This is a genomic window from Paenibacillus nasutitermitis (assembly GCF_014641075.1).
Classification (GTDB): domain Bacteria; phylum Bacillota; class Bacilli; order Paenibacillales; family Paenibacillaceae; genus Paenibacillus_Z; species Paenibacillus_Z nasutitermitis.
This window is the reverse complement of record NZ_BMHP01000003.1, coordinates 144,028-170,380: the sequence shown is the minus strand read 5'-3', so window position 1 is coordinate 170,380 and position 26,353 is coordinate 144,028. Positions and strand designations below refer to the sequence as shown.

27 protein-coding genes and 2 pseudogenes are annotated in these 26,353 nt (G+C 48.0%); 20 read left to right on the top strand and 9 right to left on the bottom strand.

Going from position 1 to position 26,353, the window contains the following annotated elements; translation table 11 throughout:
• Window positions 1-76 precede the first annotated feature (76 nt).
• The 6 genes from IEY46_RS19905 to IEY46_RS19880 all read left to right on the top strand — a co-directional run bounded on the left by IEY46_RS19905 (window position 77) and on the right by IEY46_RS19880 (window position 5,756).
• On the top strand, window positions 77-934 hold the full coding sequence (locus IEY46_RS19905) for a phytanoyl-CoA dioxygenase family protein (protein ID WP_188994279.1): 858 nt from the start codon (window positions 77-79) through the stop codon (window positions 932-934).
• A gap of 435 nt (window positions 935-1,369) precedes the next feature.
• A complete protein-coding gene (locus IEY46_RS19900) occupies window positions 1,370-3,043 on the top strand; it encodes an SGNH/GDSL hydrolase family protein (protein ID WP_188994277.1) in 1,674 nt (557 codons plus the stop codon).
• A 258-nt stretch (window positions 3,044-3,301) separates the two neighbouring features.
• The gene (locus tag IEY46_RS19895; RefSeq protein ID WP_188994275.1) at window positions 3,302-3,640 is read left to right on the top strand and encodes an ArsR/SmtB family transcription factor; all 339 of its coding nucleotides are present in this window, start codon (window positions 3,302-3,304) and stop codon (window positions 3,638-3,640) included.
• Between the two features lie 12 nt (window positions 3,641-3,652).
• Window positions 3,653-4,153, top strand: a complete 501-nt coding sequence (locus IEY46_RS19890; protein ID WP_188994274.1) for an SRPBCC family protein — start codon at window positions 3,653-3,655, stop codon at window positions 4,151-4,153.
• 140 nt (window positions 4,154-4,293) lie between these two features.
• Window positions 4,294-4,872 carry a dihydrofolate reductase family protein gene (locus IEY46_RS19885; protein ID WP_188994272.1) on the top strand — a complete coding sequence of 193 codons (579 nt, stop codon included), beginning with the start codon at window positions 4,294-4,296 and terminating at the stop codon, window positions 4,870-4,872.
• Window positions 4,869-5,756, top strand: coding sequence for an alpha/beta fold hydrolase (locus IEY46_RS19880; protein WP_188994270.1), 888 nt, complete (start codon window positions 4,869-4,871; stop codon window positions 5,754-5,756). Before IEY46_RS19885 ends, IEY46_RS19880 begins: the two co-directional genes overlap by 4 nt.
• Window positions 5,757-5,853: 97 nt before the next feature.
• Here IEY46_RS19880 and IEY46_RS19875 read toward each other — a convergent pair whose 3' ends face one another.
• Window positions 5,854-6,489, bottom strand: coding sequence for a DUF1697 domain-containing protein (locus tag IEY46_RS19875; RefSeq protein WP_308422823.1), 636 nt, complete (start codon window positions 6,487-6,489; stop codon window positions 5,854-5,856).
• A gap of 187 nt (window positions 6,490-6,676) precedes the next feature.
• Here IEY46_RS19875 and IEY46_RS19870 point away from each other — a divergent pair, with 187 nt between their 5' ends.
• The 9 genes from IEY46_RS19870 to IEY46_RS19830 all read left to right on the top strand — a co-directional run bounded on the left by IEY46_RS19870 (window position 6,677) and on the right by IEY46_RS19830 (window position 13,249).
• Window positions 6,677-7,153, top strand: coding sequence for a GNAT family N-acetyltransferase (locus IEY46_RS19870; protein ID WP_188994268.1), 477 nt, complete (start codon window positions 6,677-6,679; stop codon window positions 7,151-7,153).
• A gap of 59 nt (window positions 7,154-7,212) precedes the next feature.
• Window positions 7,213-7,449, top strand: a complete 237-nt coding sequence (locus tag IEY46_RS19865; RefSeq protein ID WP_188994266.1) for a hypothetical protein — start codon at window positions 7,213-7,215, stop codon at window positions 7,447-7,449.
• 27 nt (window positions 7,450-7,476) lie between these two features.
• Window positions 7,477-7,854: an iron chaperone gene (locus IEY46_RS19860; RefSeq protein WP_188994264.1), complete on the top strand. Its 378-nt coding sequence runs from the start codon at window positions 7,477-7,479 to the stop codon at window positions 7,852-7,854.
• A 37-nt stretch (window positions 7,855-7,891) separates the two neighbouring features.
• On the top strand, window positions 7,892-9,127 hold the full coding sequence (locus IEY46_RS19855) for a winged helix-turn-helix domain-containing protein (RefSeq protein ID WP_188994262.1): 1,236 nt from the start codon (window positions 7,892-7,894) through the stop codon (window positions 9,125-9,127).
• Window positions 9,128-9,229: 102 nt separating this feature from the next.
• Entirely contained in the window at window positions 9,230-10,060 is an 831-nt protein-coding gene (locus IEY46_RS19850) for an alpha/beta fold hydrolase (protein ID WP_188994260.1), read from the top strand.
• A 2-nt stretch (window positions 10,061-10,062) separates the two neighbouring features.
• Window positions 10,063-11,043 (top strand): sensor domain-containing diguanylate cyclase, encoded by a 981-nt coding sequence (locus tag IEY46_RS19845; RefSeq protein ID WP_188994259.1) that lies wholly within the window; start codon window positions 10,063-10,065, stop codon window positions 11,041-11,043.
• Window positions 11,044-11,074: 31 nt separating this feature from the next.
• The gene (locus tag IEY46_RS19840; protein ID WP_188994257.1) at window positions 11,075-12,019 is read left to right on the top strand and encodes an aminoglycoside phosphotransferase family protein; all 945 of its coding nucleotides are present in this window, start codon (window positions 11,075-11,077) and stop codon (window positions 12,017-12,019) included.
• Window positions 12,020-12,192: 173 nt separating this feature from the next.
• Complete coding sequence (locus tag IEY46_RS19835; protein ID WP_188994255.1) at window positions 12,193-12,648, top strand: VOC family protein; 456 nt, start codon at window positions 12,193-12,195, stop codon at window positions 12,646-12,648.
• A 7-nt stretch (window positions 12,649-12,655) separates the two neighbouring features.
• A complete protein-coding gene (locus IEY46_RS19830) occupies window positions 12,656-13,249 on the top strand; it encodes a TetR/AcrR family transcriptional regulator (protein WP_188994253.1) in 594 nt (197 codons plus the stop codon).
• Between the two features lie 105 nt (window positions 13,250-13,354).
• On the opposite strand, the gene IEY46_RS19825 is transcribed toward IEY46_RS19830, so the two are convergent.
• Window positions 13,355-14,176 carry a sugar phosphate isomerase/epimerase family protein gene (locus IEY46_RS19825; protein ID WP_188994251.1) on the bottom strand — a complete coding sequence of 274 codons (822 nt, stop codon included), beginning with the start codon at window positions 14,174-14,176 and terminating at the stop codon, window positions 13,355-13,357.
• 180 nt (window positions 14,177-14,356) lie between these two features.
• Here IEY46_RS19825 and IEY46_RS19820 point away from each other — a divergent pair, with 180 nt between their 5' ends.
• Together IEY46_RS19820 and IEY46_RS19815 are read left to right on the top strand one after the other, a co-directional pair.
• Complete coding sequence (locus tag IEY46_RS19820; RefSeq protein WP_188994250.1) at window positions 14,357-14,917, top strand: acyltransferase; 561 nt, start codon at window positions 14,357-14,359, stop codon at window positions 14,915-14,917.
• Window positions 14,918-14,938: 21 nt separating this feature from the next.
• Complete coding sequence (locus IEY46_RS19815) at window positions 14,939-15,118, top strand: hypothetical protein (RefSeq protein ID WP_188994248.1); 180 nt, start codon at window positions 14,939-14,941, stop codon at window positions 15,116-15,118.
• 198 nt (window positions 15,119-15,316) lie between these two features.
• Here IEY46_RS19815 and IEY46_RS19810 read toward each other — a convergent pair whose 3' ends face one another.
• Window positions 15,317-16,216 carry a sugar phosphate isomerase/epimerase family protein gene (locus IEY46_RS19810; RefSeq protein WP_188994246.1) on the bottom strand — a complete coding sequence of 300 codons (900 nt, stop codon included), beginning with the start codon at window positions 16,214-16,216 and terminating at the stop codon, window positions 15,317-15,319.
• 194 nt (window positions 16,217-16,410) lie between these two features.
• On the opposite strand from IEY46_RS19810, the pseudogene IEY46_RS19805 reads away from it, so the two are divergent.
• Window positions 16,411-16,864: pseudogene (locus IEY46_RS19805) on the top strand (IS701 family transposase); the annotation flags it as partial.
• A 311-nt stretch (window positions 16,865-17,175) separates the two neighbouring features.
• Here the strand turns inward: IEY46_RS19805 and IEY46_RS19800 are convergent.
• The 3 genes from IEY46_RS19800 to IEY46_RS19790 are packed head-to-tail and all read right to left on the bottom strand — an operon-like array spanning window position 17,176 to window position 19,120.
• Window positions 17,176-17,877: a DUF4386 family protein gene (locus tag IEY46_RS19800; protein ID WP_229750417.1), complete on the bottom strand. Its 702-nt coding sequence runs from the start codon at window positions 17,875-17,877 to the stop codon at window positions 17,176-17,178.
• Between the two features lie 12 nt (window positions 17,878-17,889).
• Window positions 17,890-18,639 carry an SDR family NAD(P)-dependent oxidoreductase gene (locus IEY46_RS19795; RefSeq protein ID WP_188994240.1) on the bottom strand — a complete coding sequence of 250 codons (750 nt, stop codon included), beginning with the start codon at window positions 18,637-18,639 and terminating at the stop codon, window positions 17,890-17,892.
• A 55-nt stretch (window positions 18,640-18,694) separates the two neighbouring features.
• Window positions 18,695-19,120: an SgcJ/EcaC family oxidoreductase gene (locus IEY46_RS19790; RefSeq protein ID WP_188994238.1), complete on the bottom strand. Its 426-nt coding sequence runs from the start codon at window positions 19,118-19,120 to the stop codon at window positions 18,695-18,697.
• A 153-nt stretch (window positions 19,121-19,273) separates the two neighbouring features.
• On the opposite strand from IEY46_RS19790, the gene IEY46_RS19785 reads away from it, so the two are divergent.
• Window positions 19,274-19,762 (top strand): MarR family transcriptional regulator, encoded by a 489-nt coding sequence (locus tag IEY46_RS19785; RefSeq protein WP_188994236.1) that lies wholly within the window; start codon window positions 19,274-19,276, stop codon window positions 19,760-19,762.
• A 453-nt stretch (window positions 19,763-20,215) separates the two neighbouring features.
• Here the strand turns inward: IEY46_RS19785 and IEY46_RS37225 are convergent.
• The 3 genes and pseudogenes from IEY46_RS37225 to IEY46_RS19775 all read right to left on the bottom strand — a co-directional run.
• Window positions 20,216-20,719 (bottom strand): annotated as a pseudogene (locus IEY46_RS37225) (hypothetical protein); the annotation flags it as partial.
• Between the two features lie 189 nt (window positions 20,720-20,908).
• Window positions 20,909-22,054 carry a response regulator gene (locus IEY46_RS19780; RefSeq protein WP_188994234.1) on the bottom strand — a complete coding sequence of 382 codons (1,146 nt, stop codon included), beginning with the start codon at window positions 22,052-22,054 and terminating at the stop codon, window positions 20,909-20,911.
• A gap of 66 nt (window positions 22,055-22,120) precedes the next feature.
• On the bottom strand, window positions 22,121-24,859 hold the full coding sequence (locus tag IEY46_RS19775) for an ATP-binding protein (protein WP_188994232.1): 2,739 nt from the start codon (window positions 24,857-24,859) through the stop codon (window positions 22,121-22,123).
• Between the two features lie 560 nt (window positions 24,860-25,419).
• On the opposite strand from IEY46_RS19775, the gene IEY46_RS19765 reads away from it, so the two are divergent.
• Window positions 25,420-26,331 (top strand): ABC transporter permease, encoded by a 912-nt coding sequence (locus IEY46_RS19765; protein WP_308422822.1) that lies wholly within the window; start codon window positions 25,420-25,422, stop codon window positions 26,329-26,331.
• The last annotated feature ends 22 nt before the right edge of the window (window positions 26,332-26,353 follow it).

Sequence of the window (26,353 nt, the reverse complement as noted above, 5' to 3'; positions counted from 1 at the left end):
TACGGCCCGCCGGCTCTTCTTTATAATGAAAGCAATCAGTATTTCATTGATCCTAACGAAGGGCAGGCGGATTCAAATGGCAATCAATCAGGGAAGTCTGAGCAGGGAGCAAGTGGACTTTTATGAAACGGAGGGTTATCTGGTTATCCCGGAGCTGTTGAATGCGGAAGATTTGGCGGCGCCCAGGCAAGCGATGGAAATGAAGGTATCGCAGATTGCCGATGAACTTTATGAAGCAGGTCTCATAACCGACAAACGGACGGACAGCCCGTTTCCCAATCGGCTCGCCGAGCTGTTCAATGGGCTGACAGATAAGGACTTCAATCATTACGGCCGCAGCTGGCGCGACCGGATCCCGGGTTATTTCACCCTGATGAGCAATCCCAAAATCCTCGACGCAGTGGAATCGCTGATTGGCGGCGAGCTGTTCTCGAATCCCGTCTACAATGTGCGGCCGAAGGTGCCGCTTGTCGCCTCTGGCGCCGTTCCCTGGCATCAGGACAAATCGTATTGGCCGGACGCCAATGCCAATCCCGTTATTACAGTATGGATTCCGCTGGTCGATGCCAATTTGGAGAACGGCTGCCTGCACATCAAGCCCCGTACGCATAAGAAGCGGGTGCTCAAATGGCATCAGGAATCTTATTCGGGTACCGGCTACACCGCCCTGAAGGATAAGCAGCTGGGCAAGACCGAGACGGTTGTGCTGCCCGTGAAGGCAGGCTCCGCGATTCTCTTCAATGACCGCTGTCTGCATATGTCGACGCCGAATCTGTCGGATAGCGTCCGGTGGAGCGTGGACCTGCGTTACCAGCCGACCAATCAGGATCCCATGCCGCAGCATGGCGCCGGATTTCTGGCGAGGAGCTACAAATATCCAGAACGTGTCGCCACGCTTGAGGACTGGATGAACAACCGCCCGGAGCATGGATGAGACGTTGCGTGAAACAGTCACCACGAAGAGGCGCATAAGGAATAAGGCTTCATGCCCGGTTGTGATCCAGCCAAGATTTGGATTCAATGACAAGGCCCCATCCGGATGATAAGTCGATACGACAAGAAGACCGCCTGCCATCCAGCCAAAAGCTGAAGGAGGCGGTTTTCATTGCCGTCCGAAGACGGTGCTGATTTAACTTTATCGATACGACTGTGTCATAGCCTTCTCCGCCTGCGGATAAGATCTCCGATGATGCTTTCCATGCTGATGATCAACTTGCGCCACTCCAGGCACAGCCACGCAAAAACTTCCTGACCATATAAATCTGGAAAAGTTAGCATTCTTCGTCTATTCTCATCATAGAGCTTGTTCAAAAAGATCAATTGGGGTCATGAAGACAGCCATTTCGTCAATGAGATAAGGAGAGAAGCGATGAAACCGCTATTCGGGCAGGACGCAAGGGTACCTACGAGCAAAAGAATAGTTTTTCTTGGCGACAGCATCACCGATGAAGGCACCTATATTGCCTATATGGATGCATATTTCCGGCAGCATATGCCGGAGCATGATATCACCCTAATCAATCTTGGGGTCAGCAGTGAAACTGCTTCCGGATTAAGCGAGCCGGACCATCCGTTTCCCCGTCCCTGCGTTCATGACCGGCTGGAACGCGCTCTGCAGGAGAGCAAGCCGGATTGGGTCGTGATTTGTTACGGGATGAATGACGGCATCTATTATCCATTCTCCGGGGAGCGGTTCCGGGCTTATCAGCATGGTATACGGAAGGTCATCCACAAAGTCCGCCGTGCCGGGGCGCTGGCTATAGTCATGACCCCGCCGCCATTTGATCCGGCGTCGCTTCAGGGAGCCAGCCTGCTTTCCGAAGGGCATGAAGCTTACAGCTATTTGGCTCCTTATGCGCATTATAATGAGGTGTTGAGGCGTTATGCGGACTGGGTGCTCGGATTGACAGATGAAGCGGACGGGATTGTGAATATTCATGACCCTCTGGCCTCCTATATGGAACAAAAGCACCGTACAGATCCCGCATACCAGTCAGGTGACGGCATTCATCCGAATAATCAGGGACATTGGATCATGGCGAGGACACTGCTTGCCCGCTTGTTCAATATCAGTCTGGAGCGGGAGCCGTCTTATGTGGAGCAGCCCGAGCAATCGGAGCTGTTCCGGCTGGTCAGGGAGCGCCATCTGCTGCTCAGCGCAGCCTGGAAGGAGCATGTCGGCCATACCAATGCCAATAAGGCCGAGGCATTGCCCCTGAAGTCTGCACTGGAGCATGGCGAGCGGCTGACGAGTCGGATCAGGGAATCGTCAGAAGCACAGCCGGTGAACAGGCATGCAACTGCACGGTCCTTCTGGAAGGGATATGAACGGATTGATTTTTACGTTGCAGGCAGAGAGGGTTTTCTGATTCTGCCGAAGGTGCCGGCGCCGGGGAACCCGTGGATCTGGCGGGCGGAGTTCTTTGATGCATTTCCGACTGTAGATATGGCGCTGCTGGAGCAAGGGTGGTACATCGCTTATTACCGGTTAAGCAATATGTACGGATGCCCGTATGCTGTGGAGCTGATGAACGGGTTCCAGAGTTATGCTGCGGGCGCTTATCATTTGGCGGACAAAACGGTTCTCTTCGGCTTCAGCCGCGGGGGATTGTATGCGTTCAACTATGCCGCAGCCTATCCGGAGCAGGTGGCTGCCTTGTATCTGGACGCCCCGGTAATGGATATCCGCAGTTGGCCAGGTGGACTGGGCGCGGGTGACGGATCACCGGACGAATGGGAGGAGTGTCTTGCTGTCTATGGAATGACGGAGGAAAGCTCAACCGCTTACAAGGAAACCATGCACAGTAGGGCGACTAAACTTGCTGCTGCCGGCATTCCGATCATTATTGTGGCGGGAGATGCGGATGCACCTGTTCCGCTGGACGAGAATGCCGCGATGTTGGAAAACCATTACAGGTTGCTGAACGGTACCGTGAAGCTGATCGTGAAGCCCGGTGTCGGCCATCATCCACACAGTCTGGAAGACCCCAGGGTGGTTGTTGATTTTATTGTGGGAGCGATTCCGAATAATCCCAGCAGTTAATTCCCCATTCGAACTGGAGCCATAAAAGAAATAAAATAAGATTGTTTCATCCCCCAGCCGCGGTGTCCTCGTTGGCAGATGCAGTGACAGTATCCAAGTCATTCTGTCTGTACATCCAAGCCTTTATCAATTAAATAATTAATTAAGTGTTTACTTTATAAATAAAATAGTGCATTATAGATATGCGGACGAAAAACAATCGACAAGACGAAGAGTTCGATTTATTAAAAAGAAAAGAAGGGAGGAGCGAAACGATAGATGCCGGCAGATATATTCTCGGCTTTGGCTGATCCAACCAGACGAAAAATTTTGGAAATGCTGGCGGACAACGACGGATACCCCGCATCGGACATTCACAACCAATTCCAGTCCAGTCCTCAGGCCATTTCCCAGCATCTGAAAATTCTTCGAGAAGCGAATTTGGTGCAAGTGGAGAAAAAAGCGCAACAGCGCATATATCGGATTAGCACCGAGGGCATGGCTGAATTGGAAGCATGGGTCCATAACATGAGACGGCGCTGGAGCAGCCGACTGGATGCGCTGGACGCCGTGTTGAAGGATGAAACGGATAAACTGAAAAACAATCATAAGGAATAGGAGAACTGTCCGATGACTGAACGTTCCAACAAGCAAGATATTGTCATTACGCGAGAGTATGATTATTCGGTAGAACTACTTTGGAAAGCTTGGACGGATCCGACGCTGCTCATGAAATGGTGGGGGCCAACGCACTATACCTCGCCGCGCTGCGAGGTCGATTTTCGCGAAGGCGGGAAATACGTGTTCTGCATGCGCGCTCCGGATACGCACGGCGGCTTGGAGTCGTATTCGGCTGGCGTGTATAAGAAAATCGTGCCGATGAAGCGGCTTGAATTCTCATCATACTTATCCGACCGAGATGGTAACGCCATCGATCAGGTTCGAGCGGGCGTCCCGTCGGATTTTCCGGCGAATATCGAGTTCGTTATCGAATTCAACGCTAAAGGCGAACGAACGGAGCTTAAAATTACGGAGTACGGATGGACAGCCGGAGAGATGATGAAATACGCCATCATGGGGATGAACCAGTCGTTAGATAAGCTTGCTGCAAATTTATTTGCATTCAAATGAAAAAAACCTCCGGGGTCCCCGCCGCAAGTCATTGGGAGATGCTGCACGGCCGGAAGATCCATGAGGTTTGCTTCTGCAGTGCAAATATAACATATAACAAATTAAAGTCAACCAAATGAATAAGAATCGGGGAGATAGATATGAGTAAAATTATTGCATCAGTAAGCTGCACGTTGGATGGTATCTATACAGGGCCGCAAGGTGACGAGAACAACATGGTGAGCTGGGCAATGCCTGGAATCGTAGACTCCACGGCAGACAACCTGGCCATGTTCCAGAAAGCTGACGCCATCTTGATGGGGCGGGTTAATTACGAGGGCCTTGCGACCTATTGGCCATTCCAGGAGGGGGAGTGGGCCGATGCCATGAACAAGACGCCCAAGTATGTGGCCACGGGCAATCGCGAGCAAATGGAAGCGCAATGGGGGGACTTCAGCGACACGATCTCCCTGCTGTCCGGCGATTTGAATGAACGTGTAGCTGCGCTTAAGAGCGAGATCAAAGGCAATATCATCGTTCCGGGGAGTGCCGTCCTCGTGCAGAGTTTATTAAATGCCGGTTTCGTGGACGAAATCAGCATGATTATCCATCCAGTCGTCCTCGGGAGCGGCAAGAGATATCTGGATAACATTGCAGCAAGGAACGACTTGAAGCTCATCGGTACCCAACTTTATGAAAAGAGCGGCTCCACGAGACTTCATTATGAGGTTGTAAAATGATCAAAAAACGAATAATCGCTCTGCTCGTCGCAGTCGCGATTGCCGCTTTCGAATGGATGTCTCCAAGCCCAATCAGCGCGGTACCGGCGAAACAACCGGCCATCGAAACGATAAAAAAGCAAACCGGTTATGCAGAAGTCAACGGGCTTGACATGTACTACGAAATATACGGCGGGAAAAACGGCAGGAGAAACGGCGGAATGCCGCTCGTTCTCCTTCACGGTGCATTTATGAACGCGGATAGCTCATTTGGGCAGCTGCTTCCGGATCTTGCCAAAGGTCGCCCTGTCATTATCGTTGAACAGCAAGGCCACGGCCGCACGGCTGACATTGACCGTCCGCTGAGCTATGAGCAGATGGCGGACGATACGGCAGCATTACTTCATCAGTTAGGCGTGAGGAAAGCGGATTTCTTCGGCTGGAGCACGGGCGGCGTGATCGCAAGCCAGATAGCAGTCCGTCACCCTGAATTTGTGGGCAAGGTGGCGGTAACCGGCGCACATTTCGGACCGATTGAATCTGCCTTCACCGATGAGGGCTACAAAGGCTTTATTAGCATACCGGACGACTTTGCGCCTCCATCGCTGAAGGACGCATACGATAAACTGTCACCGAAGCCTGAGCAATGGTCCGCGGTTGTTGTAAAAGTTCGTGAGATGGGGATAGCCTACCAAGGAATTTCAACCGAACGGCTTCGCCATATCCAAGTTCCATTCCTGGTCATGGCCGGCGATCACGATACTGTTGATCTGGGCCATCTCCTCGATGTATACCAGCTGCTTCCGAAAGGGTACTTGGCAATAGTGCCGAATAGCGACCACTTCCTGCCTGTAAGTCATCACCAAGAAGTGCTTGCATTGCTAGAAGATTTTCTGAAATCATAAATCGAAGAACCTCCATCGCCACGTAGTCAGTGGGAGTCGGAGGTTCTTTTTTTGCGCTTTTTCGACTTATGGCTAAAGTTTCGAGAATTTTCCTCTTTCAGTACGTTTTACACAATGCGACGAGCTTGTTGATCGTCTTCCAGTTGCGTACGGTAGACGGCACCCCCATCTTCTCCACCTGGGCCGAAAGCTTGGAATTGCGTATGCTCTGGCCATATAAAAGATAGAGGTCCCTTCCTTCTAAATGATATTGATCGCCCTTGGTATCGAACGCCTTCAGCTTCTCCATCCGGTCCGTGGACGGTTCCTCAAGCAGCATGGAAACATATAAACACACGGCCTCCGAGGCGGCTTCTGCTTCGGCAATTTGCTGGTCTGAGAAGGGGCAATTGTCTACTATCTTCATTAACTCCTCGGACGTTCGGAGAATGACTTTGATGGTGAGGCCGAATCTTTGGTTTATGAGTTGTTCAATCAGGCGGCGCAGCAGGGCCTCATCCCTATCATCTTCAAATAATATATTCCCGCTCTGAATATACGTCTGGACCCGGGACAATCCGAGCGATTCCAGCGCCTCCCTTAATTCCGCCATCTTGATTTTGTTGTTTCCGCCTACATTGATGCCGCGCAGCAAAGCAATATAAAGGGTCATTTGGTCACCGCTTTCTTTTGTTTGAATTTGTAACTCGATTCTTTGCTTGGCAATAAATTCGGCAAGGCCGTGGCCGGTCATTTGCTTGAATAACCTTGGAAGGCAGGAAGGATTCTAGTATACCACTTCCGCAAGCTTGTTTAAGGAAAGATCTTCATCCAGCCGGGAGCATGCGAAATCCATTCGCTTGCTCCCGGCTGTATTTTTAACGGGATCTGTAGGATACAATGGAGAATAGATAAATGAAACCATAAAAAGGAGATAAAAAATGCCTGTAATTGCCGCCAAACCATTCAATGAGGACATGCAGACCCTGTTAAGCGAATTAAAATCCGGGTATCATGCAGGGGAATTAAGCCGAAAAGACCAATCGGAATTACCGGAAGAGATCTATATCATCGAGGCAGACAGCGAAATAGCCGGGTACGGCGTGGTTTGGGAATACAATCATGGGAAGCAGTTGATTCAGAAGGCCGAAAAGGATTATTTCCATGAGGATGAGAGATATCTGGAAAAGGACTTCTATACGGAATTCAACAACAAAACCGATCTTGTTTTTATTGAAGCCCTGGATGTATTAAAGGACTTTGAAGGCAAGGGTTATGCCGCTTTTTTTATTAATTGGCTCAAAGGGAAATATCCCAATAAAAAAATATGCGTTTATTCCCTGGATAAATCCCGGAATTTTTGGTTTAAACAGGGCTTTGAGGCTGTGGGAAATACGGTATGGATGTCCTATAATTAATGCTATCGTTTCATTCTCAGAGATTGAACATGACTTGTAAATAACAGGAGGAAGAAACGATGAACCTGTCCCCAAAACAACAAACCTTGTTGGTTTCATTGACCACGGAATGGCAGACACCGCTGCAAATTGCCGAGCAGCTTCCGAAAGAATGGGGAGATCTAACCGGTGTAAATCAGACGCTGAAAGATTTCATGCAAGAAGGATGGGTGCAAGCGAATCCCGTTATGTTCGGCATGTACCGATTAACCGCGGATGGTACGGCTATAAAGGAATCGGAATCTGGCGAGAACTGAACCAATGACATAGGAGGAGGAGAAACGATGGAAGATACTGATTTAATCAATGCGTATATTTCAGAATTCCCTCCGAAGGTGCAGGAAATGCTGCAAACATTAAGAAAAGTGATCAAAGAGTCTGCCCCGGAAGCCAAGGAAAAAATAAGCTATCAGATGCCGACGTTTGTGCTGCATGGAAATTTGGTGCATTTTGCCGCATACAAAAATCATATCGGATTCTACCCGGCCCCAAGCGGGATTGAGGCGTTTAAACAGGAATTGTCGATCTATAAAGGGGCAAAAGGCTCCATTCAATTTCCTATAGACAAGCCCCTTCCTTATGAATTAATAAGCAGGATCGTTAAATTCAGAGCTTCTGAGAATATCGGGAAAGCAAAAAACAAATCAGAAAAAAGACCATGATGTGATAGGGATTCTACTCGTTGCAGGAGGGACAAAAATGATTCCGATACAGACGACGAAACGGACGCTCCGGCGCTTTCTGCTGGAGACCCAGCTTCTACTTAAGCCCCGTGCGGAACGTTCAGCCGAGCTTGGGCGCCAACATGTGCTGGATGTCATCCGGCAGTTGGAATGCATTCAAATCGACCCGGTATCTGCCGTAGGCCCCAATCAGCATCTTGCGCTGGCGGCAAGAATTGCCGGCTACGAGCAGGGCCTATTAAGCGACCTGCTGCGGGAAAACGAAGTTTTTGAATATTTCGCCAATGCGGCCTGCATCATACCCATGCATCATTACCCTATATTTGAACCGGTTCGCCAGCATCATCGGGAGCGGACAGCAGACCATTTGGTGAAGATTCAGTCAGTCGTCGAACAGGTGCTGCAAAAGCTGGAAAGCGAAGGACCGCTTCTTGCAAAATCATTTGAATCCGATGAGCGGGTGCACGGGTATTGGGACAACACAAACGCCAAAACCAAAGCCACGTCGCATGCGCTGAATTTATTAATGGATGCCGCGCAAATCAGAATCGTCGGCAGAACGGGAAATCAGCGTCTTTTTGATGTGACTCGCCGCAGTATTCCTGTTGAACTGCAGCAAGAAGCGGAGCAAATGGACACCTCCGAAGCGCTTGATCAGATGATGCGCAAATACTTCCGCGCCTATCGCGTATTTGAGCCTGGCGATGCCCGTTTGGGATGGCAGCGTTTAAGTGCGAAAGGCAGGCGGGATACGATCGACCGGCATGTCGAGTCGGGAGAAGTCGTGCCTGTCCTGGTCGAAGGACTTAAACAGCCCTATTATATTTTATCTTCGGACAGGGAGCGGCTTTTGGCACATCAGGAAGAGGCGGACATACTGGAGGATCAGGAGAATGAGAACGAGCCGGTTTCTTTCCTCCCGCCTCTCGATAATTTATTATGGAGCCGCAAGCGGTTGGAGGATTTATTTGATTTTGTATACCGCTGGGAAATTTACACGCCCATCGACAAACGCAAATACGGTTACTATGCGATGCCTATATTAGTCGGAGACCGCTTGATTGGCCGCATGGACCCGCGTCTGGATAAAAAACAAAAACACCTGTCCGTGCAATTGCTGCAAATCGATCCAGGTATCGGTTTCACGGAAAATCTGAGTATTAACATACATAAAGAGCTGGAAGCGTTCGCTTCCGCACACGGGGCAGAAACGGTGTCGGTCGAGCACTATTCGTATGGTGTGCCAGAATAGGTGCAGCAGGCGAACCTATGGGCCTTTATGGAAAATGACCTTGATATTTATCGATAATCCCTTCAAAATGAAGAGAACGAAAAAACAAAGGGAGTCATCCAGATGAACAACATTGATGTACGGAATAATGTGAGCGTAATTGGAAATGGAGAACGTACGCTTGTTTTTGCACATGGGTTCGGCTGCGACCAGAGCATGTGGAAATATATCACGCCTTCATTTGAGGAGAAGTATCGAATTGTCCTGTTTGATTATGTCGGCTCTGGTCATTCGGATCTAAAAGCCTATCAAACAGAAAAATATGATTCCCTCCAAGGCTATGTGCAGGACGTTCTGGATATCATTGAAACGCATGAGCTGAAAAATATTATCTTTATCGGCCATTCGATCAGCTCTATGATCGGGATGCTGGCATCCATTGAGCGGCCGGAATATTTTGACCGGTTGATTATGATCGGACCTTCCCCTTGTTATTTGAACACCGATGATTATCACGGCGGTTTCGACAAGAGCGATATTACAGAGCTGCTGGACATGATGGAGATGAATTTCGCAGGGTGGGCCAGCTTCATGGCGCCGCTTGCCATGAATAATCCGGAGCTTCCCCAATTATCGAAGGAGCTGGAACGAAGCTTTATTTCGGCAGATCCTGTCATCGCAAGGGAATTTGCTGAAGTTACCTTTCTATCGGATCATCGGAAGGATTTATCCCAAGCCACTGTTCCGACACTCATCCTGCAATGCTCGGATGACAGCATCGTACCCCTAGAAGCGGGGGAATATTTGCACCGTCATCTGAGAAATAGTACGTTTCAGTTAATGGAGGCCAAAGGCCATTATCCGCATATCAGCCATCCCGGGGAAACCATTGGTTTTATTCAAGACTATCTTCAAAATAAGGGGCAGGATGAGACCTTATTGGAAGGTAGCTAGAGATGGATGAGCGGCTGAATAATGCGCCATGCGGATACATTTCCATCACGCAGCAGGGATATATCACGAAAGTAAATCAAACCTTTCTCGATTGGATGGAATATGATTCAGCGGATTTATTGACCAAACACATTGAATCGATCATGTCTACGGCCAATAAGCTTGTTTTCCATTCCTACTTTTATCCGAATATTAACCTGCATGGACATGTGGAAGAGTTGTTTATTCGCTTAAAGCACAAGAGCGGGGAGACGGTTCCCTATTTATTAAATGGAAGACGGTTCGATCAGGCGGGCGTGGAGATGATTGATTGCATACTGGTGCAGATGAGAAAAAGGATTGAATATGAACAAGAACTGAGATCCGCCAAGAAGCAGATCGAAGACGCTTATTGGGAGAATGACCGGGCACTTGAAAAGTTAAAGGACATTCATCAGGAAATTGAAACCAAGCAAACCGAACTGCTCAGAATGAATGCGGTGCTGGTTGAATTATCCAATACCGATAAGCTCACCGGATTAAGGAATAGAAGGTTTATGCAGGAAAAGCTGGAAGAGCTGATTGCCGGGTTTACGCCGACCGGAGACGCTTTTTCCTTGCTGATCCTGGATATTGACCACTTCAAAAAAATCAATGACACCTACGGACATCAGACCGGTGATCGTGTGCTGGAGCAATTAGCGGATATTTTGAAAGCAAATGCGGGCGTTAAAGATATCGCATGCAGGTATGGCGGGGAGGAATTCGTCGTTATTCTGCCTGGCACGAATGCTCTCGAGTCAAAGATTACAGCCGAGAATTTACGCCGTACGATAGCATCATCGATTTGGGAAACCGGCTGCGTTACGGTGAGTATCGGCATAGCCACCTGTACGCCTGCGGATTCGGCTGAATCTATACTGAAGAATGCCGATCGCGCCCTTTATGCCTCTAAAGAGAGCGGAAGAAACCGTGTTACACATAGCAGGGACGGGAAGTTGTGATTGCAAACTTTATGGGGCAGCAGGTGAGCCGATGGATGAGCTGAAAACCATTCTTGAGAAGCATTATGGCCTGGAAAATATGGTCATTACCGCTCAGATGGGTGGATGGGCGGCACTCGCTTACAAGGCAGCCGGAAATAATCGCTCTTACTTTCTGAAGATGTACGAAAAATCGAGAGCATCCACTCCAAAATGGACGGCCCTCATCGATAAGTATATCCCTGTCCTCCAATGGCTCGGGCAGCATACAGTGCTTGCGGGTAAAATCCCCGTGCCGCTGGTGACAAGGAACGGCAATTACAAATGCGAGGATGACGATGGGATTTATCTACTTTATGAATACATAGAGGGGGAAACCATTGGTGGCAGCGACCTGACGGAAAATCAAATTTCACAACTGGCCGTGATCGTCTCGGAGCTTCATAAATACGGCAGCGAAATACCGGTGGAAACCGACGGTTTGAAGGAAAGCTTTGAGGTTCCTTTTGCCCCGCTGCTGCAAAATATGTTAGACGAGGGATACGACCGGCTTGCGGACGATCTGAAAAAACAGATAGATCCGTATAAGGAAATACTTCATCGCCTGATTGTCCGCATGGATCATCTGTCTGCAGGCTTGAAAAACAGCCATGTACCGATGGCGCTATGTCATACAGATATCCATAACTGGAACTTGATGCAAACGGGCAGGCAGCTGAACCTGATTGACTGGGAAGGGCTGAAGCTGGCTCCTGTGGAAGCAGATCTTATGTTCTTGACGGACAGTCCCTACTATAATGAGTTCATGGATAGTTATCGCAAATCCCACCCAGGGTTTTCCTTGAACCCAAATGCACTGCTTTTCTATCAGATCAGACGGAAACTGGAGGATATCTGGGAATGGCTCGAACAGTTGTTATTCGATATCCAGTCACCGGTGGAAAGAGCTGGCACCCTTAGCAGTTTGATGAAAGAACTTGAAGGGATGGACGGCTAGGACGCTGGGAGAGGCTCGCGGCGATCCCGCCAGGATCCATAAAATACACAAAAGCCGGTCTTCGTGGATCGGCTTTTTTATCATTAAATCCCGCTGATACGATATGGGGCATTTACATACATACTGTATGTATGTTAAAGTGGTTTTAAATTCCAGTCTGGGAGGTATCTATTATGAAAGTAAACAGCTTTTATCCCGTTATTCTGACTGAACAAGTCGCGGTTACATCCGCATTCTACAGGGAGCATTTCGGTTTTGAGCCGGTATTTGAAACCGACTGGTATGTCAGCCTCAAGATGACCAGCAGCGTGCTACCCTTCGAGTTGGCTGTTCTTGACGCTTCTCACCCCACTCTGCCAGTTCCGTTTGGTAAGGGGACGAGCGGATTGGTTCTGAACTTTGAAGTGGAGGATGCGGATGCGGAATACGACCGGCTGATTCGAACGGCCAAGCTTCCGCTGCAGTTGGATATTCGGGATGAAGATTTCGGACAACGGCACTTCATTACCAGCGATCCTAATGGGATATTAATCGATATTATCGCGATCATTCCACCTGCGGAATCCTTCAGTAGTCAATACACGGAGGATATTTGGACCAAAACAGAGGATGGACAAACAGGAGCATGAATGCGGGATGAAAAAAAACAAAGCAGAAACCAATGAAACGATTCGCAAGCTGATCGAAATTGCCAGAACACATTTTACGGAATATGGGTATGCGGATGCGGCATTGGAATCGATTGTTCACGAGGCGCAGTTAACCCGGGGAGCGGTATATCATCATTTTCGCAATAAGAAGGGGCTGTTTCGCATCGTATTTGAATCCGCCCACCAAGCAGTGGCGGAACGGGTGGAACAGGAGGCTTCGAAGAGCGGGGATGTCTGGGAACAACTGGAGATTGGATGCTGCGCATTCGTAGCTGCCGCAGTGGAGAATCAAAACAAGCGGATCATGCTTATTGACGGTCCTGCTGTGTTAGGGTGGGAAGTCTGGCGTTCGTTGGATGAGAAAAATTCCATGCGCTCTTTGCGCGAACAGCTTCTTGTCATGAAACAGAAAGGCTTCCTCAAACCGGTTTCCATCGATGCCATGACGCACTTAATCTCTGGCGCTCTGAATGAAATCACGTTGTGGAATGCCCACAATCCGGATCACCCACAGGCCCTGGAGGAAACGAAGGCCGTGATATCGTTATTGCTGGAAGGATTCAGAAGCCAAAACCCATGATCATCGGCTGATAGCCACAGCTGCCATCCGCAAACCAGACTGGCTTGTCGGATGGCAGCTGTGCAAGTTATATAGACAATCCTGATGGATAGCACATCGCTATCGTCATGCTTGCAGCCAGGTCTGCAAATCCGTCATCGTCCTGCGTATATCATCCTTCTGCTCCTGGCCGGAAATTTCGCGTTCAATAATCAGTTCACCGGTAAAGCCGATTTGCTTGAGCCTGCTCATGAAGAGGGGAAACTCGACTTTGCCTTCGCCTGCCCTTACTTCCTTGCCCAAATGATCTCCGTCCGTCGGATACATGCCGTCTTTGACATGAATATTGCGGACGTACCGTCCAAATACATCCAGCGCATCGATCGGATTGCCTTTGCCGTACAAAACCAAATTCGCCGGATCCATATTGATGCCCAGATTGGATGTGCCGACACGTTCAATCGTGCGCAGCAGGACAATAGGCGTTTCCTGACCGGTCTCAAACCAGAAGCCGATTCCTTTGCTCTCGCAATAAAGCGCAACCTCGCGGATCGCCTCGACTACGGCCGGATATTCCGGGTCCGTCAGATTCTCGGGAATAAAGCCGCAATGCGTGATGATGGCGGGAGCTCCGATCCACTGGGCAAAATCGGCCCATTGCTTCAAAGCTTTGACCCGTTCGGCGCGGTACGCCTGCGGAACCAGTCCGAGTGTCACCGGCCCCTCGGTGAAGTTCCATTGCTGCGGGCCTGGCACGCCTGCCCAGAATGCGCATATCCGCACATTGGCTTCCTTAGCTTCCCTGATGACGCGCTCGGCCATCTCGGGTGTCGCATACGTAGTGTCCCAACAGCAAAGCTGGCATACCGTAAGCCCAAATTCGCTGACAGGATTAAACATATTTTCCGATGAATCCGGTTGAATCGTGTGAATGACGCCAATTTCCATAGAAATTCCCCTTTCAAAACGAATTCGGTCACCTAATGACTATACCGCAATTATTACTGCTGCGCAGCAGCTTTATGCTCCACTTTATTATAAAAATCAAAATAAAGAATCGGAAGCAGACAGCCCTCTTTTCTGTTGGTATAATGTTCTTAATAACGAACGGAGGGGGCAGGTAATAAAATGATCAAAAAAGTGTTGTATTTTATCAAAGCCCGAATCAGAAAGTACCTTTTGGATGAAATATGGCTAGAGGATTATATGAAATTGGGAATGAAAGTGGGGAAAAACTGCTCCATCCAGCCGCAGGTTACATTTGATTATTCCCATTGCTGGCTCATCAGCATCGGTGATAATGTTACGATCGCTCCGCAAGCTTATTTATTGGCGCATGATGCAAGCACCAAACGCCGTTTGAATTATGCTAAAGTCGGAAGCATTGTGATAGAAGACAATGTTTTTATTGGGGCAAGGGCCATTGTTATGCCGGGTGTGACGATTGGCCAGAGCTCGATTGTAGCCGCCGGATCTGTTGTGACCAAGTCTGTTCCGGAGGGATGTGTGGTCGCGGGGAATCCGGCCAGACTCATCATGAAGGTTGAGGAGTACCTGGATAAGATGAGGGATAAGTTAGAGACTTCCGATATATATGGGGATGAGTATACCATTCTTGGAGAGATCACGATTGAGAAAAAAGCAGAGATGTATGCATCTTTAATAAACAAGCTGGGTTTTGTGAAATAAACACGATAGAAAGAAGCGGTTATGCTGCCAGAAGGAGATGCCATTCAGCCGGGAGTTACAACGTTAAACTTCGTAGTGATTGCCTCCGAGCAGCGACCTGCCGTTTCGCATTCATTGCTCCACAAATTCAATTCCGATATGAGAGACGGATTCCGGAATGTCTGCCAGATGGTGCTGGATGCTTTCCGGGGAGCGAGTTAGTGATTGATCCATAACAAGTTGAGGAAGAGAGGTTGATACCCCTGAAAAAAGCTATTGTTGTTGGAGCATCTGGCGGAACAAGCGCATCGATTATGCAGGAGCTGATAGCCACAGCTGCCATCCACAAACCAGTCCGGCTTATGGAGGGCAGCTGTGTAGACTATATATGTAATCCTGATGGACAGCACACCGCTATCGTCACGCTTGCAGCCAAGTCTGCAAATCCACCATCGTTCTGCGGATATCATCATGCTGCTCCTGGCCGGATATTTCGCGTTCAATAATCAATTCCCCGGTAAAGCCGATTTGCTTGAGCTTGCTTATAAAGAGAGGAAACTCGACCTTGCCTTCGCCTGCCCTAACTTCCTCGCCCAAATGATCCCCATCCGTCGGATACATGCCGTCTTTGACATGAATGTTGCGGACGTACCGTCCGAATACATCCAGCGCATCGATCGGGTTACCTTTGCCGTACAAAATCAAATTCGCCGGATCCATATTGATGCCCAGATTGGGTGTGCCAACACGTTCAATCGTGCGCAGCAGGACAATAGGCGTTTCCTGTCCCGTCTCAAACCAGAGGCCGATTCCTTTGCTCTCGCAATAAAGCGCTACCTCGCGGATCGCTTCAACTACGGCCGGATATTCCGGGTCCGTCAGATTCTCGGGAATAAAGCCGCAATGCGTGATAATGGCGGGCGCTCCAATCCATTGGGCAAAATCGGCCCATTGCTTCAGCGCTTTGACCAGTTCAGCACGGTATGCCTGCGGAACCAGGCCGAGTGTAACCGGCCCCTCGGTGAAGTTCCAATGCTGCGGGCCAGGCACGCCTGCCCAGAATGCGCATATCCGTACATTGGCTTCCTTGGCCTCCCTGATGACGCGCTCGGCTATCTCAGGTGTCGCATACGTGGTGTCCCAGCAGCAGAGCTGACATACCGTAAGCCCAAACTCGCTGACAGGGTTAAACATATTTTCCGATGAACCGGTTGAATCGTGTGAATGACGCCAACTTCCATAGTAATTCCCCTTTCCAAACGAATTCTGTTCCCTAACGACTATACCGCAAATATAGCTGCTGTATAGCTGCTTTATCATCTCTTTATTCTATAATCTATAAATGAGCATATTCGCTTCCAGTAAACTGTAAAATCAAAAGAATAGAGACAAAGCGATCTCCTTGTGGTAAAAAGTAGTCACCACAACGCATTTTTACACGAGGAGAAATCGCTGTCTCATACCGCCATCGTACCCGATCATGCCACGCTGCGCAACTATTTGCTGCAACACCGGTTGCCGCTCTATTTTTCCAAGCCGGTCACTCACTCATTCATTCCATTGATTTGTATGACAAAACGAAAACGCGGCTCGATGGCACGGTCTATACAAAAATCGATCACGTGTGCGATACGGCCGCTACGCTTCCGCTTCATGGTGGCTATGTGCTGGTCGATACCTGGTTTACCTGTGCGCATGTGATCGACAGCTATGCTGCCGCAGGCTACCACCTATCGGATCATCTATCCGCAAGGCATCCGCATTTCGGTACAGGACTTTGCCGCTTATATCCGCAAAGAAGACGTTCGCCTCGTGACCGTGAACGGGACTTCGTACTGGACGTACCGTTATGAGGGCGCCTTAAATGACATTGAAAATGCCGTGGTTCTCCTATGTTGGCCGGAGCAAGCGTTTGGAGAGCCCAAAGCCCTTCGTGCTTTTTTATGCACGGATATTTCTCTGGATACGTAAACGAACGGTATTCCTTTTCACGCTGTTCGGTGAAAAGTTTAAATTGGCTTAACTACCACTGGAATTTTCTGTATCCATTTTTGCTCATTTATAGTTAATAAAAATGGAGCAATTGCCGACAGCAAACTGCTCCTGGTTCTTTAAACTATTGTTCTGCGTTAGCGAAACGACTTGATTGCACCTGTTCAGTGATGCCACATCAAAAAATACTGAGGATACCCAACCAAACATGCTTCAATTCTTTTTAAACAGTCATTCCGACTGCGGGCATATGTTAATTTGGCTCAAATTTGTCTTGCGATGAGGAATCACTTGTTCTTTCTCCACATAAGAATTCCTATTACTACCAGCCAAATATTGAGGATCAGCCCGAATCCCCCGAAGACCATTTCTTCCGGTATGATAGGTCGATCAATAAACATCGTAAAACCCGCGATGAAATTACCTAATCCACCTATCACTGCAATCCAGCCTAGCCATCTTGGGAATAGCTTACTGCAGCTAACAGCGATTCCTGCCAGTAAGAACGGCAACCCAAACAAAAAGCCGATATAGAGCGGGAAGGTAGCCCCTAATCCGGAGAACAGAGTATAGAATGCGTTATAAATTCTCTCTTTATCAGCCGATGAACTAGCCGCTTCATAGGCTCTGGCCAAAGCCGGTAAGGTGTGCCCGTCTATGGCGTAATCGATAGCGAATATTGCGGCTCCGATAGTAATGCTGGCGACGGACAACTTTCCGAACATCGAAGCTGCAGCTCTGGTACGGAGGGAATGAGCCAAGCAGATAAAGGCAACTACCCATAGTAAAACGGAGAGGATAGTGCTGATATGAATCAGCTGCCAATTTTCATTATGACTGACATGTTGGAGAGCTTGCAGGGGATCGCTGGGCATATCACCATGGGCGAATCCCAGCAGCAAATACCCGAGCCCGCCAGCAATGGCGCTTATTGAACCAGTTATCAGATTTATTTTCTCCAAGGGATCTCTTACTCCGCTATTCATCATTTGTTTCCCCTTTCATTTTCCACCTGTGACACGGATCTCTTCCCCATTGACAAAACTATTGGCTGCCGAGCCCAAGTAAACAATCAGGTTGGCGACATCTTCCGGGGTACCCAGTCTTCTTGTCGGAAAAGATTGAGCGTATCCATCCAGCACATTCGACGGAAAAACGTTGGATACCCACTCTGAAAGTGTTAACTCAGGGATTACCACATTGGAGTAAATGCCATCAGTCGCCAATTCTACCGCCAAGGACCGGCTGAACCCGTGCAAAGCCGCTTTACTTGTGAGATTTGCCGTTTCATTTGGTTTACCGTCCCGAACCAAACTGGAGGAAATATGGATAAGCCGGCCCCATTTCCCTTGTTTCATTAGTGGAACAGCCGCTCTCGTAATCAGATATGTTCCTTTAACGGTCTGATCGATAACGGAAAACCAACGCTCACTCGAACTATCTTCTATAGATGTTTCCTCTCCCCAGAATACAGCGTTATTTACGAGTACATCCAGCTGATTATTCTCTTTATTTATTTGTTCGATGGCAGTATCAATGCTTTGCCGATTATCCAAAGATAGTTGCAGCGCTTTGCAGAATCCGCCAGACTGCTGGATTTCGTCAACTGTCAAGCAAGCCAGGTCACGGTTAGTAGAATAAGTAATAAAGACGCGGGCGCCTTCTTCGGCGAATTTTACGGCGGATGCTTTACCGATTCCTCGCGAGCCTCCGGTAACCAAAACGACCTTTCCATTCAAACCATAATCCAAATTGATCACTCCTATCAGACCGCAGAGGCCCTATGTTCTTGTTTGGGAAATTATATTAACGCTTGCCACCCGGAATCTCTTGGATACGGCAATTATGGAAAGCAGTCAGTTTCCAATCTCCGTTGTGCTTCATAACTACATTCGTATTGATGGATCCTCTATCTTTAGGATCTTGAGCGGGCTCAGCGAGCCGTACCTCCCCAATTGCATGAACGATCGCAACATCGAACGCAATAAAGCGCGGCTGTAAATCGGAAGAAGCACTAGATAATAGGATGGAACCTTTAAGAGGGCCGCCAAACAGCATTTGATGGACATCGCTAATTTGTTTTCTCCCCTTCAGATGCTGACCAGTGAACGTCACATAATCGGCGTCTTCCGTAAAGCAATTGCCGAAAGCCACCCCGTCGCCCATGTTCCAAGAATTGCTTAACTTTTCAAATAATGCCCCGATTGCTTTCAGATCTTCTTGATTTGTCATTTTGAATTGTCCTCTCCATAAGTGAATTTGTTTGGCCGTGCATGGATCGTGTGTTATACTTTGGATGGTAAGAAACTTAATTCCCTAATTATCTCGATTTATATTATATCTTAATTTATCAAGATATTTAGATGATAGCTTGGAGGTTACGATATGTCAAGGGATAACTTTCCTTTGGATTTTCCCGAGATCACTTCTTCACAAAAGGCACTAATCCACGAATTGCGGCAAAACAGCGCGAGAGCCGTCATGTTTCATCAATTGATCTCTGAGAAATTGGGTCTAAACGCGACCGATCACAAATGCCTTGATTTCCTGAATCGCACCGGTCCGGTAACTGCCGGCCAGCTGGCGCAATTAACCGGGTTGACTACGGGAGCTGTGACAAGTGTCATCGATCGATTGGAGCAAGCAGGCTATGTTATTAGGGACAAGGATCTGAATGATCGAAGACGTGTTGTTGTCAAGCCTGCACCGGAAGGCTCGGGCGATATCTCGCCCATGTTCCAATCGGTCATTCATTCGACGCTCAAGATCATCACACAATACACCGAGCAGGAAATGCTACTGATCATTGACTTTATCAGGAAGTGTAACGAGATGACATTAGATGAAATGAACAAAATGAAAGAACCAAATTGAATCCTAATGTTGAGCAATATTCAAAGGTTGCGGTCAAGCGATCAATAGGGTGGGATCCAAGGCAAAGTTATGCTTTCAAGATTAAAATAAACAAAGGAGCCACTGTGCGGCTCCTTAAGTACCCGTCGTATTATGAGGTCAGCCAGTATTTACTGGTTGACCACTTTTCATTGTAGTGGTGTATTTCTCGGTAGCCGGAGCAGGCTGGTCGTATCCCTGGGTCTGTAACCCGTTGCTAAAACTGACCGCCCCCTACCTGTAGAAACCATGTTTAAGCTGGTTGAGACGAAGATCCCGCATAACAAGCGATGCTGTGGAACTGCAAGCCATATAGAGGTTGCCGGCGCTAAACTTTGAAGGGAGTCTACCATGAATTCTGTTATCGGCTTGGATGGGATGATCCAATCGATACCCGTATAAATGAGCAAATTCTGATACAAAAAATGACAGTTTCTAAGCCAGTTTAAACTGCTCACAAACGACATGAAAGGGGATGCCGCTTCGTCCACATTCATAAAGGGCTCAGAATCGGTCCTGTTGGACTTGCTTGCGCACCAAGCGCAAACCGTCAGTGCATTTCGGTTCTTTCGAATGCATGTTCCGGCCAACACAGCAGAACGACGGCGTTGTCGATTTCGTTCAACGCGCCTTCAACGCGCCTTCGTAGCGATACGTCCAGTACGAAGAGCCGTTCACTGCCACGAGGCGCACGTCTTCCTTCCGGATGTGGGAAGCAAAGTCTTGTACCGAGGTCCGAATGCCTTGTGGGTAGAGAATTCAATTGGTCTTCAAGGCCCCAATCAGGTGATACCCCGCCGCCGCGTAGCTGTCGATGACACGAGAGCTGGTAAACAAGGAATCGACCAGCACGTACCCGCCATGAGACGGAAGCGGCAAGGTCCCCGCCATGTCGCAGATGCGGGCGATTTTCGTGTAAACGGTGCCATCGGGATGGGTGCTCATTTATAGCTATAATGTAGTTTATTGGTGCCAAGGCAAAACCATTGTTCCACACCAGAATCCAGGCGGATGCATTAGGAGAGGATATTCATTGTGAAACGATCCGTTCGTATGTGGCGCTGGGAGGGAAGAACGAGGCGGTCAGTAATGCATAATGGAGGAGCTGCTGCAGCAGCTTCTCCGATGTTATTCAGCTTGCTTGAACGTGATAAGAAAAACAGTTCCGCCATCCCCGCTGGTCACATCGATAACGGCATTATGACGTGCGGCGATACTGTAACAAACGGCAAGACCAAGTCCCGTGCCTTTCTCCTTTGTCGTAAAGAATGGCGTACCCAGCTTTTCCAACAATTCTGGTTTGATACCGCTGCCTTGATCCTCGATTTTCAATAAAATATCCGGGCCATCCATAGAAGTGCTGATGGTTAACGCCCCATCCGGTGACATGGCCTCCAGACCGTTAAAAGCCATATTAAGAATGAGCTGGCGGATTTCCTTCTCATCCAACTGCAAACATGTGATCTCTCCGTAATTTACATAAAAATGCTTGCCTGCGAGCATCGCTTCCGCCTGGATGAGCGGATACATGGAGGATATAATCTCATTGAGATCGGTCAGTGCGAGATGGGTTGTTTTGTTTTTGGCTAAAGACAAAAACTCCGTAATGATGCCGTTGGCTCTATTTAATTCCTCCAGCATAATATCAATATATTCAACTGCCATATTTTGATTATTTTTTGACATTTGCAAAAAACCGCGAATAGTTGTCATCGGGTTTCGGATTTCATGGGCGATGCCGGCCGCCATCTCGCCAATCAAATTAAGACGGGCCAGTTTGGCCATTTCTTTCTCCCAGGCCAGCCGCTCTTCATTGGCAATCACGAGCTCCCTGGTACGTTCGTGCACAATTTTCTCCAGGTACTCATACTGATTTCGATGGAAGAGGTGCATTTGTACGAATGCATCCACTTTGAGTTTAAGCACATCAGGATGAAAGGGCTTGAACATGTAATCGATGGAACCTGCTTTGTAGCCTTGAATAACATGATCCGCCGATTTATTGATGGCTGTAATGAAAATGATCGGGATGTCCTTCGTTTTTTCTCTGTTTTTGATCAGCTTGGCCGTTTCAAAGCCATTCATCCCGGGCATCTGGACATCCAGCAGAATGACAGCCACATTTTGCATATCCTCCCGTATCGTATACCTCAGCGCGTCCTCTCCCGATCGGAGAGCGATCAAACGATAGTCAGGCGACGATAGAGCTGCTTCAAGCGTCAATAAATTTTCGGGAAGGTCATCCACCATTAAAATATCAATCTTGTTTTCCATGCTTTTACCCCCGTCCACTTTCGAATTTGACGATCCGGGATCGGCTCAGGCCATGGCGATTCGTCATTAAGATTCCTGTCTATACAGCCAAACCTGTATTAAAGACAAGAGCTGATCCAGTAATACCGGTTTACTGATATAATCATTTGCGCCTGCCTCCATGCATTTATCCCGGTCATATTTCATCGCTTTAGCCGATAACGCGATAATGGGCAAGGTTTTAAACGAGTCGATTTTGCGGATTTCCCTGATCGCTTCGTGACCGTCCATCGTAGGCATCATAATATCCATGAGAATCAGGTCGGTATCGGTGTTCTGGTGCAACAGGTGGATGCCCTCTTGTCCGTTTTCAGCAAAAATAATACGGATCTGATGAGCCTCCAGGGCAGTCGTCAGCGCATAAATATTCCGTAAATCATCATCGACGATCAATATTTTCTTGCCCTCCAGCGAGGGGACCATCTGCTCCTTGAATCTTTCATTGGAATTGTCATTATTGATGACCAGCGCTGCGGCCGCTTCGTTCTCATAAGGAGCCGACAACTCGCTTGGGACTTTACCGGTGGGAATATACAACGTAAAGGTGCTCCCGATACCTTCCTCGCTTTCGATCCGGATAAACCCGTTCAATAGCTGGGCCATTTGCTGACAGATAGACAACCCTAATCCGGTCCCGCCATATTTACGGCTGGTTGTTCCATCCGCTTGTCGGAATGCCTCAAAAATAACGGCATGTTTGTCCTTTGGAATACCAATACCTGTGTCTTGTACTGAGATGGCAAGCGCATAATCGGTCAACAAGTCGGCCAACGGTTCATTTATTTCTTCTTTGGAGGTCATGCAGAATCTCATGGTAACGCTTCCCTGTTCCGTAAATTTAAAGGCGTTGGACAGCAGATTTTGCAGGATTTGCTGCAGCCGTTGTCCATCGGTATAAATCATGATGCCGGCAATATCCTCATCTAAGCTGATATGAAACTGGAGGTCTTTGTCGCTTGCCACCGGCTCATATTGCCGCTCGATAAAATCAACGATATTCGAGAGCTGCACCCAAGCGAAATTCACTTCAAGCTTCCCGGATTCAATCTTCGATAGATCCAGAATCTCATTAATTAACCCAAGCAAGTTTTTTCCGGAGGAAAAAATGGTTTGCGAATATTCGACCTGCTTCAGGTTCAAATTGCCTTCTGTGTTTTTGGCCAGCAGCTGGGACAGGATCAGGAGGCTGTTCAGCGGTGTCCGGAGTTCATGCGACATATTCGCCAGGAACTCGGACTTGTATCCGGAGGCGAGCATGATATGTTTGTTTTTATCTTCCAATACATCTTTGATATGTTCCAGCTCAATCGTTTTTTGCTCTGAAGCTTTGATTTGTTCCCCCAATTGATCATTCAAGGTTTTTAACTCTTCCTGCTGCAGCTGCAGCTCTTCGGACTGCGTTTGCAGCTCCTCGGTAAAAGTTTGCGATTCATGCAGCAGTTGTTGAATTTGCATATGGCCGGAAACGCTATTTACCGTGATACCCAATAAGCCCGCCAAATCCTCCAGAAGCTGTAAATGGGCCGGCGTAAAAGGATGGAAGGAAGCAAGTTCAATAACGGCGACCACGCTCGACTCATACGGTACAGGCACAATAACGATTTGACGGGGCGGGGCTGTTCCCAGAGCGGAGCTGATATGGATGTATTCGTTCGGGGGTCCGGTAAGAACAATCCGTTTGTTCTCCGCGGCGCATTGGCCAGCAAGTCCTTCTCCGAGGCCGAAGCTGTCCGCACCAATATCTTTTGCCGCTGGCGCGTATGCGCCGATTTTCACAAATCGGGTGGATCCGCCTTCGATCTCCTTACGGTGATACACAACGCCATAACTTGCCCCCAGAGCAGGGGTAAGCGCGGACATGAACCTGCCAGCAAGCTCGTTCAGATTCTGAATCCCTTGATAGATAGCCGTAATTTCGGCCACCATGGTCTTGTTCCAGTTCTGCTCCTGCAGCAGCAGGTTGGCCTGCTGCTGGTATCTGGCATGATCTTCAAGAGCCTCGGCCATTATATTATAGGCATGACCGATGCTGGCCATTTCATCCTTCGTTGCGACCTCTATACGCGGAAGGAGATCGTTATTTGCCGACATTGCGGCTTCCTTCATGACGGCAACAATATAGCCCAAGCTCTTGATTACACTTCTTAAAACCCAGATCGCGACAAATATGCCGGCTATTAATGTCATGACAAGCAGCACGACTACCAGGCGGATTGCAAAACTATATGTACGGGTTGAGTTCATCAGGGATTGATCCATGCCTTTTTCCTGGAGCGTGCTGAACGCTTTGAGACCCAGGAACAGCTTGAGCCGGATGGGTCCTGTGTCACGGTTGTGCAATTGAATCGCCTGATCCTTCTTCTTATTCAACAAAAGCTTGATCGCGGCATCATTGCTTTCGACATATAGATCAGTCAACTGATGCAATTCCTGCGCCAATATACTTGCATCCGGCTGGTCTTCAAACATTTGATCCAGCGCGTTCAGATTCGTATCCAGAGAAAATTTCAGTGCCTCAATATTGGCCGATCTTTCATTTGCCCGATCTGAATTTACATCCAGCAAGAGCTCGGTTGTTTCTGTATTGAGGCTGTTGATTTCTTCCTGGATGATGTTGGCAAGCTTCACCTTTGAATAATTATCATCGACGATTCCGTGCATGTTCCGATTCATCATGAAAAAAGTTCGTAATACAAGATAGGAAAAAATGAGCAGCAATAATAAAACCGCGGCGAACCCGCCAAATAGTTTTGTGCGGAATTTCATGAGAGCTCCACCTTTCTAGCAACTAGAAAAACAGCCCTATATGATTTAGTTATATCTGATATTTGGAAGATATACCAGTAGAAAATGGAAATCGATATTTTTCGTCAATATACCGTTTTTTTAACGCTTATTGAATGCATGTTTCCGTCAAAAAACGACAGGGAAGAGGAGTATGAGTGGCCTGAATTTTTTAAAATAAGAAATATTAAAGGACAATCTGTACTGCTACATATTAAGGTGAAAAGCCCTCATCTGCAACGTACAACTCATCTTAAACAGGAGATTCAAACACCACCTTATACGTGGTGTTTTTTTGCTTTCAAAAGGGGTCTGGCCCTGTACAGGAACCTGGCACTTTAAAATTTCTGGAGGTCACGGAGGGTTTGATCCTATGGTGATTGCACGAGGGATAGATTTTGGGCAAATGTATAGATTTTATGCCACTCAAAGTATCTTTCAAAGTAAATACCATATCTTTTGTATTTTTAAAACCTACAGGAGTGAGAGTAACATTGGCATAGACGGAATAAAGAAAAAACAGAATGGGAGAGAACATGCTGATGAAAGAAAAACTGCAGAGACTTCGGAAAAATCGCTGGCTCATATTAATGACAATGCCGGGAATGTTGTTCTTGCTTCTGTTTTCCTATATGCCTATGTTTGGCATATTCATTGCCTTTAAAGACTATCGGTACGCCGATGGAATATGGGGGAGCAAGTGGGTTGGCTTTAAAAATTTTGAGTTTTTGTTTGCTACCGAGGATGTGTGGAGAGTAACGGGCAATACGTTTATGCTGAATGCTTTGTTTATTATTTGCGGTCTCATCATGTCCGTATTTCTTGCTTTACTCATGTATGAAGTCAAAAATAAGTTCCTCGGCGCGCTGTTCCAGTCGTCGTATTTTTTACCCTACTTACTCTCGTGGGTGCTGGTGGGATATTTCGTATATGCGATGCTGACGACGGATGGATTTGTTAACCAGATGCTACAGCATTTTGGGATCGAATCGGTTTCTTGGTTTACATCTCCGGCCTATTGGCCGCTCATTCTTGTATTGGTGTCGATATGGAAAGGTGCGGGATACACAAGCATTATTTATTTGGCCAGCATGCTGGGAATTAACACGGAGTATTACGAAGCCGCACGGATAGACGGAGCCACTAAAATAAAGCAAATCTTTCATATTACACTGCCCCAGATCGCACCTGTTATTACAATTATGCTGCTGCTGCAAATCGGCCGGATCTTTTACGCAGACTTCGGTTTGTTTTATAATGTTACGCGCGATTCGGGCATGCTCTACCCTACCACCGATGTCATCGATACGTACGTATTCAGAATGTTACGAAAGGTTGGAGACTTCGGCATGGCATCGGCTGCGGGTTTCTATCAGGCTATTGTCGGTTTTGTACTCGTTTTTGTTTCTAATACAATCGTACGTAAGATTGACAAAGACAATGCGCTCTTTTAGCCCTCTGACCTACTCTGGAATG

Bases quoted from the DNA above. Each gene is read 5' to 3' on its own strand.
- IEY46_RS19905 (WP_188994279.1), top strand. From the start codon at position 77: ATGGCAATCAATCAGGGAAGTCTGAGCAGGGAGCAAGTGGACTTTTAT.
- IEY46_RS19900 (WP_188994277.1), top strand. From the start codon at position 1,370: ATGAAACCGCTATTCGGGCAGGACGCAAGGGTACCTACGAGCAAAAGA.
- IEY46_RS19895 (WP_188994275.1), top strand. From the start codon at position 3,302: ATGCCGGCAGATATATTCTCGGCTTTGGCTGATCCAACCAGACGAAAA.
- IEY46_RS19890 (WP_188994274.1), top strand. From the start codon at position 3,653: ATGACTGAACGTTCCAACAAGCAAGATATTGTCATTACGCGAGAGTAT.
- IEY46_RS19885 (WP_188994272.1), top strand. From the start codon at position 4,294: ATGAGTAAAATTATTGCATCAGTAAGCTGCACGTTGGATGGTATCTAT.
- IEY46_RS19880 (WP_188994270.1), top strand. From the start codon at position 4,869: ATGATCAAAAAACGAATAATCGCTCTGCTCGTCGCAGTCGCGATTGCC.
- IEY46_RS19875 (WP_308422823.1), bottom strand. From the start codon at position 6,489: ATGACCGGCCACGGCCTTGCCGAATTTATTGCCAAGCAAAGAATCGAG.
- IEY46_RS19870 (WP_188994268.1), top strand. From the start codon at position 6,677: ATGCCTGTAATTGCCGCCAAACCATTCAATGAGGACATGCAGACCCTG.
- IEY46_RS19865 (WP_188994266.1), top strand. From the start codon at position 7,213: ATGAACCTGTCCCCAAAACAACAAACCTTGTTGGTTTCATTGACCACG.
- IEY46_RS19860 (WP_188994264.1), top strand. From the start codon at position 7,477: ATGGAAGATACTGATTTAATCAATGCGTATATTTCAGAATTCCCTCCG.
- IEY46_RS19855 (WP_188994262.1), top strand. From the start codon at position 7,892: ATGATTCCGATACAGACGACGAAACGGACGCTCCGGCGCTTTCTGCTG.
- IEY46_RS19850 (WP_188994260.1), top strand. From the start codon at position 9,230: ATGAACAACATTGATGTACGGAATAATGTGAGCGTAATTGGAAATGGA.
- IEY46_RS19845 (WP_188994259.1), top strand. From the start codon at position 10,063: ATGGATGAGCGGCTGAATAATGCGCCATGCGGATACATTTCCATCACG.
- IEY46_RS19840 (WP_188994257.1), top strand. From the start codon at position 11,075: ATGGATGAGCTGAAAACCATTCTTGAGAAGCATTATGGCCTGGAAAAT.
- IEY46_RS19835 (WP_188994255.1), top strand. From the start codon at position 12,193: ATGAAAGTAAACAGCTTTTATCCCGTTATTCTGACTGAACAAGTCGCG.
- IEY46_RS19830 (WP_188994253.1), top strand. From the start codon at position 12,656: ATGAAAAAAAACAAAGCAGAAACCAATGAAACGATTCGCAAGCTGATC.
- IEY46_RS19825 (WP_188994251.1), bottom strand. From the start codon at position 14,176: ATGGAAATTGGCGTCATTCACACGATTCAACCGGATTCATCGGAAAAT.
- IEY46_RS19820 (WP_188994250.1), top strand. From the start codon at position 14,357: ATGATCAAAAAAGTGTTGTATTTTATCAAAGCCCGAATCAGAAAGTAC.
- IEY46_RS19815 (WP_188994248.1), top strand. From the start codon at position 14,939: ATGCTGCCAGAAGGAGATGCCATTCAGCCGGGAGTTACAACGTTAAAC.
- IEY46_RS19810 (WP_188994246.1), bottom strand. From the start codon at position 16,216: ATGATAAAGCAGCTATACAGCAGCTATATTTGCGGTATAGTCGTTAGG.
- IEY46_RS19800 (WP_229750417.1), bottom strand. From the start codon at position 17,877: ATGATGAATAGCGGAGTAAGAGATCCCTTGGAGAAAATAAATCTGATA.
- IEY46_RS19790 (WP_188994238.1), bottom strand. From the start codon at position 19,120: ATGACAAATCAAGAAGATCTGAAAGCAATCGGGGCATTATTTGAAAAG.
- IEY46_RS19785 (WP_188994236.1), top strand. From the start codon at position 19,274: ATGTCAAGGGATAACTTTCCTTTGGATTTTCCCGAGATCACTTCTTCA.
- IEY46_RS19780 (WP_188994234.1), bottom strand. From the start codon at position 22,054: ATGGAAAACAAGATTGATATTTTAATGGTGGATGACCTTCCCGAAAAT.
- IEY46_RS19775 (WP_188994232.1), bottom strand. From the start codon at position 24,859: ATGAAATTCCGCACAAAACTATTTGGCGGGTTCGCCGCGGTTTTATTA.
- IEY46_RS19765 (WP_308422822.1), top strand. From the start codon at position 25,420: ATGAAAGAAAAACTGCAGAGACTTCGGAAAAATCGCTGGCTCATATTA.